The organism is Delftia sp. ZNC0008, from assembly GCF_000799035.1.
GTDB classification, from domain to species: Bacteria; Pseudomonadota; Gammaproteobacteria; order Burkholderiales; family Burkholderiaceae_C; genus Comamonas; species Comamonas tsuruhatensis.
On the sequence record NZ_JTKZ01000694.1, the window covers coordinates 1 to 9,392 of the forward strand.

9 protein-coding genes are annotated in these 9,392 nt (G+C 68.5%); 3 read left to right on the forward strand and 6 right to left on the reverse strand.

What is annotated here, in order from left to right; genetic code table 11:
- The coding region (locus tag L995_RS22580; RefSeq protein ID WP_047473787.1) for a protein-disulfide reductase DsbD domain-containing protein at nt 1-954 on the reverse strand (954 nt) is incomplete at its 3' end.
- 214 nt (nt 955-1,168) lie between these two features.
- Here L995_RS22580 and L995_RS22585 point away from each other — a divergent pair.
- Together L995_RS22585 and L995_RS22590 are read left to right on the forward strand one after the other, a co-directional pair.
- Complete coding sequence (locus L995_RS22585) at nt 1,169-2,146, forward strand: Bug family tripartite tricarboxylate transporter substrate binding protein (RefSeq protein ID WP_047473788.1); 978 nt, start codon at nt 1,169-1,171, stop codon at nt 2,144-2,146.
- Between the two features lie 29 nt (nt 2,147-2,175).
- Nucleotides 2,176-3,036, forward strand: a complete 861-nt coding sequence (locus L995_RS22590; RefSeq protein WP_047473794.1) for a creatininase family protein — start codon at nt 2,176-2,178, stop codon at nt 3,034-3,036.
- A gap of 244 nt (nt 3,037-3,280) precedes the next feature.
- Here L995_RS22590 and L995_RS22595 read toward each other — a convergent pair whose 3' ends face one another.
- From L995_RS22595 to L995_RS22615, 5 genes are all read right to left on the reverse strand, one after another.
- Nucleotides 3,281-4,255 carry a Bug family tripartite tricarboxylate transporter substrate binding protein gene (locus tag L995_RS22595; RefSeq protein ID WP_047473789.1) on the reverse strand — a complete coding sequence of 325 codons (975 nt, stop codon included), beginning with the start codon at nt 4,253-4,255 and terminating at the stop codon, nt 3,281-3,283.
- Between the two features lie 120 nt (nt 4,256-4,375).
- On the reverse strand, nt 4,376-5,059 hold the full coding sequence (locus tag L995_RS22600) for a histidine phosphatase family protein (protein WP_047473790.1): 684 nt from the start codon (nt 5,057-5,059) through the stop codon (nt 4,376-4,378).
- 91 nt (nt 5,060-5,150) lie between these two features.
- Nucleotides 5,151-6,110 (reverse strand): PhzF family phenazine biosynthesis protein, encoded by a 960-nt coding sequence (locus L995_RS22605; RefSeq protein WP_047473791.1) that lies wholly within the window; start codon nt 6,108-6,110, stop codon nt 5,151-5,153.
- An 87-nt stretch (nt 6,111-6,197) separates the two neighbouring features.
- Complete coding sequence (locus tag L995_RS22610) at nt 6,198-7,382, reverse strand: aminotransferase-like domain-containing protein (RefSeq protein ID WP_047473792.1); 1,185 nt, start codon at nt 7,380-7,382, stop codon at nt 6,198-6,200.
- 234 nt (nt 7,383-7,616) lie between these two features.
- Nucleotides 7,617-8,219, reverse strand: a complete 603-nt coding sequence (locus L995_RS22615) for a LysE family translocator (protein WP_016449284.1) — start codon at nt 8,217-8,219, stop codon at nt 7,617-7,619.
- A 194-nt stretch (nt 8,220-8,413) separates the two neighbouring features.
- Between L995_RS22615 and L995_RS22620 the strand changes: the two genes are divergently transcribed.
- A partial coding sequence (locus L995_RS22620) for an aminotransferase-like domain-containing protein (RefSeq protein ID WP_047473793.1) occupies nt 8,414-9,392 on the forward strand: 979 nt, incomplete at its 3' end.

Below are 9,392 nucleotides of genomic sequence, written 5' to 3' on the forward strand. Positions count from 1 at the left end.
CCGCGTCCAGGCCACGGGCTGGCCCTGCTCCAGCGCTGCGGCGCGCTCGGCGGGCGGCAGGGCCAGGACCACGGGCAGCTTGGCCGGAGTGTCGCCGCGCATGTCGGACAGCGGCAGTTCGGCCACCCAGGCTGTGCCGTCCCAATGCTGCTGCCAGTCCTTGCCCAGTTCGGCCGCGTGGTGGAAGGTGTCGGAAGATTCGGGATAGAAGTCCAGCGTGCGGCCCTGCAGGGATTCCGGCAGGCCCTCGATGCGCAGCTGCACGCGCTCGTCGGGCGTCCTGCCTTGTGCGGCAGGCTGGCTGGCCGGCACCACCTTGGCCTGGGCTGGCGCGGACAGCGCCTGGGGCTTGAGCGCCCAGGCCTGGGTGAAGGCCTGACCCTGGCCTGCCGTGCTGCCCTGCACGGGCAGCTGCAGCTGGAAATCGCCTTCCTCGGGAATGCACTCCACGCGGCAGACCAGCCAATTCGCATGCAGGCGCAGGTCCAGCATGCCGGACGCGGGCGGCTTGAAGTCGGCGGCCACCTGCACGGGCACGGGCAGCAGCACCTGGCCCTCATAGCCGTAGTTGAGCAGCGGGCCCACGCGCAGCGCCTCGGGCACGGGCCACTGGATCTCGCCAGCCGTCAGGCCTGCAGGCAGCTGCCAGTTCAGCTCGGTGGCCAGGCCGGAGTCACCGGCGTTCTTCCAATAGGTATGCCATTCGGGCTGGTGGGTGATCAGCAGGCCCAGCCACAGCGTCTGGCCGGGCTGAACGCCTTCGGGTGCCTGGGCCACAAGCTCGGCCCGCACGCGTGGCGTGTCCACGGCCGCGGCCGCCCCGCTGCCGGTCTTCAGGCGCAGCTGCGCGCCGGCAGGGGTGGCAAGCAGGCTGGCGGCGGCAAGGAAAAAGGCGAGGAGCCAGAAGGCGAGGTGCTGGGGGGCAGTGTGGCGAAGAGGTGGTTGGTGCGGCATGGCGGACTGTGGGAGCCAGGGGCATGGTCTTTGGTTCCCCCGGCTGCAGGCTGCGATGGTAGCGGGCCGTCCAGAGAGATCGCCTGTGGCCTGCTGCAGGACGATTGGCAAAAGATATCGTTGCATAGGCGCTTGGTATTGGACAGGCGATATGTCCGTTGCCCATCATGGACCGGCCACCCATCCGGGATAGAGCAACACAAGGAGACAAGCCATGCAGGAGACATCTCGCCGCCACTTCCTGGCCGCCGGCGCGGCAGCGGCCGCAGCCTGGGGACTGCCGCAGCACGCGCGCGCAGCAGCCGCCTATCCCGACAAGTCCGTGCGCGTGATCGTGCCCTTTCCCGCCGGTGGCACCACCGACGTGGTGGCGCGGCTGGCCATGCAAAAGCTCGGGGAGCTGACCGGCCAGTCCTTCGTGGTGGACAACAAGGGCGGTGCCAACGGCGTCATCGGCACGGAACTGGCCGCCCGCGCCACGCCTGACGGCTACACCCTGCTGATGAACACGGCCGGCGCGCAGACGCTGAGCCCTGTGCTCTACAAGACCAGCTACGAGGCGCTGTCCAGCTTCGAGCCCATCAGCCATCTGTGCGACGTGGGATTCGTCCTTATCGCACGCAAGGACCTGCCCGTGAACAGCCTGCAGGAGCTGGTTGACATGGCCAAACAGGGCAAGCCGCTGAGCGTGTCCTCGGGCAGCAGCATGATTTCGCTGATCACCGAGCAGTTCAAGAAGGTGATTGGCGCGCCGGGCATCGTCAACGCCCAGTACAAGGGCACGGCGCCGCAGATGCAGGCCGTGGTGGCGGGCGAGGTGGATTTCTCGTTCGACTCCTTCACCTCGGTGGAGATGATCCGCACGGGCAAGGTCAAGGCCCTGGCCGTGCTGCTGCCCCAGCGCGCCGAAGTCTTTCCCCAGGTACCCACCATCAAGGAGGCCGGCGTGGACGGCATGGGCTTCAGCTCCTGGTCGGGCCTGCTCGCGCCCAAGGGCACGCCCCGCGACATCGTGGCCCAGCTCGCGCAGCAGATGGACAAGGTCATGCAGATGCCCGACGTGCTGGCCAAGCTGCGCAGCTACAGCTATGTGCCGCGCCGGGGCACGCCCGAGGAGTTCGCGCGGCTGATCGAATCCGACAACGAGCGCTGGAAGCGCATCGTCAGGGAATCCAACTTCAAGGTCGAATGAGACGCGGGGCGGGGGCTAAGATCATGGCCATGCCAAGCTCCCCGCCTCCACACACGTCCCTCGGTACCTGGCCATCGCGCTGGTGGGCCGAAGTATCGGCGCGCGATTTCGCGCTGGCCCAGGCGGGGCTTGCCGCGGAAACCGTGGCGGTGCTGCCCGTGGCCGCCGTGGAGCAGCATGGGCCGCACCTGCCGCTGTCCGTCGATGCCCGCCTGCTGCAGGGCGTGATCGATGCGGCCCTGCCGCTGCTGCCGGCCGACCTGCCCGTGCTCTTTCTTCCTCCGCAGAACATCGGCTTCAGCGTGGAGCACCAATCGTTTGCCGGCACGCTGACGCTGTCGCCCGCCACGGTGATCGCGCTGTGGACCGAGCTGGGCGCCTGCGTGGCGCGGGCCGGCGTGCGCCGGCTGCTGCTGCTCAACGGCCATGGCGGACAGGTCAGCGTGATGGACATCGTGGCGCGCGAGCTGCGCATGCGCCACGGCCTGCTGGTCTACAGCAGCAGCTGGTTCGGCCTGGTGGACGATGCGGCCAATGCGCAGTTCAGCGCGCATGAGCACCGCTTCGGCATCCATGGCGGCGAGGTGGAGACGTCGATGATGCTGCACCTGGCGCAGGAGACCGTGCGCATGGAGCATGCGCGGGACTTTCATTCCACTTCGGAGGATCGGGCGCAGCGGCATGCCTTGCTGGGCAATGGGCGAAGCGCCAAGATGGGCTGGGCCATCGAGGATTACAACGTTTGCGGGGCGGTGGGGAATGCTGCGGGGGCTACGGCCGAGCGGGGGGCCTTGATGGTGGAGACTTCGGCTCGGGGGTTGGTGCGGTTGTTGTCCGAGATGGTTGCGCTGCCTGCGGATACTGTGGGAAGGGCGCCGGAGCCTCTTTAGTTTTGGGCCTTTTTTGGACCCTGCCGGGTGGTGGTTTTTCGAGGCCGGGTCTCGGCCCGGCGGCCGACCTACTTTCCTTTGTTTCGCCACCGGTACGCCGGCCGAAGGAAAGTAGGCAAAGCAAAGGCGCCCCGGATGTCCGCGACCCCTTCGCTTCGCTGCGGGGCAACCGCCACGACGCAGGCGCTGACATACGGGGAGTTTGCTCGGGCCTTTGCTTCGCTCGGCCTATTCCTTTATTGCTTTATTGCTTGGGGATCTTGGCCTGGACGATCACGTCGCCCCAGCGTTTGATTTCCGATTGCAGCAATTGCGCGGTCTGCTCGGGCGTACTGGATTGGGCCTGGACGTTCATTTCGCGCAGTTTCTGCGTGACTTCGGGGGAGTTCACGGCGGCGGCGATTTCCTTGTTCAGGCGGGCGATGATTTCCGGAGGGGTCTTGGCGGGGGCGGCCAGGGCGTTCCAGGAAGAGGCGACGAAGCCCTTGATGCCTGACTCCTGGGCCGTGGGCACGCCGGGCAGCAGGGCCGAGCGCTTGTCGCCGGTGATGGCCAGCAGGTTGACGGCCTTGGGGTTGATCTGGCCCATGATGGGCGTGAGGATTTCGACGGCCGCGTCGATCTGCCTGCCCCGCAGGGCCGTGACCACGGCAGGCGTGCCATTGAAGGGCACGATCTGGGCGTCGATGCCGGCCGTGGTCTTGAACAGTTCGGCCGCCAGGTGCTGGGTGCTGCCGATGGCGATGCTGCCGATGTTGAGCTTGCCGGGGTGGGCTTTGGCCCAGGCCACCAGCTCGCCCAGGTTCCTGAAGCGCGAGTCGCTGGCGGTGAGCACGCCGATGTCGAAGTAGCCCAGGGTGGATATCGGCGTGAAGTCCTTGACCATGTCGAAGGGCAGTTGGTTGAACAGCCCCACGGTGACGGCGCTGCCGTTGGACATGAGGAACAGCGTGTGTCCATCAGGTGCGGATTTGGCCACGGTGTCGGCTGCGACGATGCCGCCCGCGCTGGGCTTGTTGTCGATGATGACGGGCTGGCCCAACTGCGAGGCCAGCTTTTGCGCAACGACGCGCGAGGTGACGTCGGCCACGCCGCCTGCGCCAAAGGGCACGACGATGCGGATGGGCTTGTTCGACAGGGGCTGTGCCTGGCTGGTGATGGCGGCCAGCAGCAGGGCCGCGCAGGCCAGGGCGCTGCGCGTGAAGCGGCGTTTGTTCATGGGTCTTTTGTCTCCTGGCCGGCCAGTGTGGCGCAAAAGCGCAGGCCGGCCCAGATCGCCCGTGTTCTGGCTGCTATGCCCTGGCGCAATAGCCGTGTGGCAGCCTGGCCGGGGGCTGGATCAGGCGTGCGTGATCCAGCTGCGGTGCTCGTCCGTGTCCAGGTGGTTGAGCGTGTTGAAGGTCTGCAGCATCAGGCGCTTGGGGCTGGTGGTGAACTCGGTCACGGCGCTGTTGCGGATGCGCATGTTCAGCGCAATGGTGACCTCCGGCGAGGTGCCCAGCACATGGCCCACGGCGGTGGAGATGGGGCCGCCGCTGCTGACTAGCAGCACGTTTTCGTCGGCATGTTCATGCCGCACACGCTCCAGCACCTGGCGCACGCCGCCGGAGAAGTCGTCCCAGCTGGGCATGCCCTTGGGGCTGATGGTGCCGGCCATCCACTGGGCCAGGGCATCGCACAGCAGGCGGAAGTGGTGGCGGTACAGCTCGGGCGTGTCGGGCTTGGGCAGGGGCGCTGGGTGGATGGCCTGCAGCAGCGCGCCGCTGTCGTATTCATCGAGGCCCGCAAGCGCCTGGGTGCGGTGCTGCTCGGCAGGCAGGCTGCCCAGGCCTTCGGCAATGCCGGCCAGCGTCTGCGCATGGCGGCGCAGCGTGCCCGTGTAGACCGTGTCGAAGCGCAGGCCGCGCTCTCGCCAGTAGGCACCCAGCCTTTGCGATTGCGCCTGGCCGCGTTCGCTGAGCTGGTCGTAGTCTTCGGCACCAAACGAGGCCTGGCCATGGCGCACAAGATAGAGGGTTCCCATGGCGCGGATTGTGGCCAGCGCTGGCGCCGGCGTTTGTCCTGCGGGCGACTGGCTGCCGCCTTGGCGACAGATTCCAGCAGCCCGGCAGGCCCTACAACAGCACCTGGCCGCTTACGCACTCCACCACATGGCCGCCTATCCACAGCGCGCCCTGGGCATCCTCGCTGACATGCACGCGGCCGTCGCGGCCCACGCAGCAGCCCTGGCTGGCGATGTAGGGCGCGCGCAGCAGGCCTTCGCCGCGCAGCCACAGGGCCAGGCTGGCGTTGAGGCTGCCGGTGACGGGGTCTTCGGTGACGCCGACGGGGCTGGCGAAGCCGCGCACTTCCAGGCTGGGGGCGGCATCCGCATCGGCCCCGGCCGGGCGCTGGCCCGTGGCAAAGGCGCGTGCCTCGCGGCTGCTGCGGCCGATCAGTGCCGGTGCATCTTGCGCGCTTTCGTACAGCGCGCAGGCCCCCACCTTGGTGTTCAGCGCCTTGAGCCTTGCATGGTCGGGCTCCAGCGCCAGCACCTGGTCGGGATGCTCGAAGAGCACGCCCATCCAGCGCGGGCCGTTGTCCAGCCAGGCGGCGCGCAGGATCTGGCCGGGCTCCGCGCCCAGCGCGGCAGCCACCTCGGCCAGCAGGCCCGGCTCCACGGCGCCGATGTCGGTGGCCGGTGCCTGGAAGGCCAGGCGTCCGTCCTGGCGCGCAATCGAGATCAGCCCCTTGGCGCATTCCTGCACGATGCGCTGCGCCTGCTGCGGCACGCCGCCCTGCGCCAGCCAGGCGTGGCAGCTGCCCAGCGTGGGATGGCCGGCAAAGGGCAGCTCGCCGCCCGGCGTGAAGATGCGCACGCGGTAGTCGGCGCCTGCGGCGCGGCCGGCCTCGGTGGGCGGCAGCACGAAGGTGGTCTCGGACAGATTGGTCCAGGCCGCGAAGGACTGCATCTGCGCATCGGTCAACCCGGTGGCGTCGAGCACGACGGCCAGCGGATTGCCCAGGTAGGGCCGTGCCGTGAACACGTCCACGGTCATGAAGGAGCGCTGGCGGGGAGCGGCGGTGGAGGTCATGGCAAGGGGCAGGGTTGCGATGGGCAATGCAGGATGAAGAAAGCCGGCGCAAAGCCGGCTTTCAGGGAACAGCCGGGGCTGTGCGTATCAGGCCGACAGCTGCGAGCGGATGGCGGCAGCCAGGGCCGCGATGCCCTTGTCGATCTGCTCGGCCGACACGGTCACGTACGACAGGCGCAGCGTGTTGGCCTGGGGCTCGTCCGCATAGAACGGCGCGCCGGGCACGAAGGCCGTGCCGCGTTCCACGGCGGCGGGCAGCAGCTTTTGCGCATCCATGCCCTTGGGCAGGCGAACCCACAGGAACATGCCGCCCACGGGACGGGTCCACTGCACGTCCAGGCCGGCCATTTCGCGTTCCAGCGCGGCCAGCATGGCGTCGCGCTGGCGCTTGTACATGGCGCGGATGGTGGGCACGTGGCGGTCCAGGAATCCGTCCTTGATGACCTCGGACACCACGCGCTGGTTGAAGCCGGGCGTGTGCAGGTCGGCCGCCTGCTTGGCCTGCAGCAGCTTGTTGTAGACGGACTTGGGCGCCACCAGGAAGCCGATGCGCAGGCCAGGGGCCAGCACCTTGGAAAACGAGCCCAGGTAGATCACGCCTTCGGGGTTGCGCGCGGCCAGCGGCAGGGCAGGGGGCTGCTCAAACCACAGGTCGCCATAGGGGTTGTCCTCGATCAGCGGGATGTCGAGTTCACGCGCCTTGTCCACCAGGGCCTGGCGGCGTGCCTCGGCCATGGTGCGGCCGGTGGGGTTCTGGAAGTTGGGCAGCACGTAGGCCAGGCGGGCCTTGTCGGCGCCGGTGCCGGCCTTGGCGGCGAAGTCCTCGACGAGGATGCCGTCGTCATCGCTGTCCACGCCCACGGGAATCGGTTCCTGCGGCGCAAAGGCCTGCAGCGCGCCCAGGTAGGTGGGCTTTTCGACCAGCATGCGGCTGCCGCGGTCCAGGAAGACCTTGCCGATCAGGTCCAGCGCCTGCTGCGAGCCCGTGGTGATCAGCACCTGGTCGGGGTCCACTTCCCAGGGCAGGAAGTCGGCCACGGCCTGGCGCAGGGGCGCGAAGCCTTCGCTGGTGGCGTATTGCAGGGCCGCTGCGCCATCGCGCTGCATCACGGTCTGGCAGGCCTGGGTGAACGCGTCCAGCGGGAAGGCCAGCGGCGAGGGCAGGCCGCCCGCCATGCTGATGATGCCGGGACGGTCGGTGAGCTTGAGGATTTCGCGGATGGCGGAGGGGTTCATCTTGGCAGCACGGTCTGCCAGCGTCCAGGTCGTCATAAAAAAAGCAGTTCCAGGTCTTTGCGGTGCCCGCCATGCGGGCGGGCTGGTATGGGTTGCCATGCCGTCGTGGGGCACGGGCCGGCCGCATGTGAAGAGCGCAGTGCGGATGGTGCTTTCGCTCTTGCGCCGGCAATGAGGGTATTTTGTCGCGGCCGTGAAGGGTCTGCGCATCCTCCCTTCAATAGCTGGGCAGGCCAGTACGGCCTTTGCCTGGGTGTGGATGGCAGACCCTCATGCTGCCACCATCCACATCGCCGTCAGCGCCAGCATGGCCGCCATGGCACGGTTGAACCACAGCAGCCTGCGTCCCTGGGCCAGCCAGTGGCGCAGCAGTGCGCCCACGCAGGCATACAGCAGATTGCTGGAGAAGGCATAGGCGGCCATGACGGGCAGCACCACGGACAGGCGCTCGCTCAGGTCGTCGTGCCCCGCCAGCCAGCCGGCCACGATGGCCAGGGCCAGCAGCCAGGCCTTGATGTTCACGAATTGCAATCCCACGCCCTGCCAGAAACCCACCTGCAGCTGCTGCTGCGATTGCAGTGACGCCATCTGTGCGCTGCGGCTCAGGCGCCAGGCCATCCACAGCAGGTAGCCGATGCCGGCGGCCTTGACCAGCCACAGCAGCAGCGGTGCCGCCACGATCGCCGCGCCCACGCCGGCCGTGCTCAGCACCAGCAGCAAGCACCAGCCCACGGGCACGGCCAGGACGAAGCGCAGCGCCGGGCGCAGGCCGTGGTTGGCGGCCAGGGCCGTGGACAGCGTGGTGTTGGGGCCGGGGCTGAAGCTCATGGAAGCGGCGAGCAGCAGCAAGGCGGTGAGTTCGGACGGTGGCATGAGGCGGTGGCCCCGGAGGTCTCCATACAGGCGGCAAGGGGCTGTTGGGGAGGAGGGCACGGCAGGCCTGCTCCGCAGCACGAATGCCTGCAATATAGGTGCAAGACCTGTACAGTACCAATACAGTTGAACCCTCAATTGCATGTTCTGTATCGGCGCCCATCCCGATACAGTGACGTTTTGGTGACCCTCTCATGCCCGTTCCCCTTTCGCGGCTGGCGCCGCAGACCCTGAGTACCCAGTTGGCCGAACGCCTGGGAGAGCGCATCCGCATGCGCCTGCTGCCGGCGGGCGCACGCCTGCCCTCGGTGCGCGAATGCGCGCGCCAGCAGGGCGTGAGCACGCACACGGTGGTGGCCGCCTATGACCTGCTGCAGGCCCAGGGCCTGGTCGAGGCGCGGCCGCAAAGCGGCTTTTTCGTGCGCGATTTCGTGCAGGACGCACCGCTGCTGCAGTCCGAACAGGCCCGCGCCGCGCCTGCGGACGAGGCCACCGGCGCGCCCAAGGGCACGCGCATCAATGCCTCCATGCTGGTGCGCGGCATGTTCCACCAGAGCGTGGGCGGCAGGCCCCAGCCCGGCGCGGGCGTGCTGCCGGCCCAATGGCTGGAGGCAGGCTTTCTGGCCGCTGCCATGCGCAAGGCCTGCTCGGGAAAATCCCTGCACGACTCCTGCGTGGGCTATGGCGACCCGCTGGGCGACATCAGCCTGCGCGAGGCGCTGTCGCGGCGCCTGGCGCGCCTGGGCATTGCGGCGGCGCCGCAGCACATCATCACCACCATGGGCGCAACGCATGGGCTGGACGTGGTCAGCCGGGCCCTGCTGCAGCCGGGCGATCCGGTGATGGTGGAGGAGCCCGGCTGGGCCGTGGAGTTCGCGCGCCTGGCATCGCTGGGCATGCGCGTGCTGCCCGTGCCGCGCGGCCCCGACGGGCCGGACCTGGCCGTGATGCAGCGGTACTGCGAAAGCTGCGCGCCCAAGCTCTACGTCAGCGTGAGCGTGCTGCACAACCCCACCGGCTACAGCCTGTCGCCGGCCAGCGCCCACGAGGTGCTGCAGCTGGCGCGGCGATTCGGCTTCTACGTGGTGGAGGACGATACCTATGGCGAGATCGCGCCCGACCACGCCGCACGCATGACCGTGCTGGACCGCCTGGGCCACAGCATCTACGCGG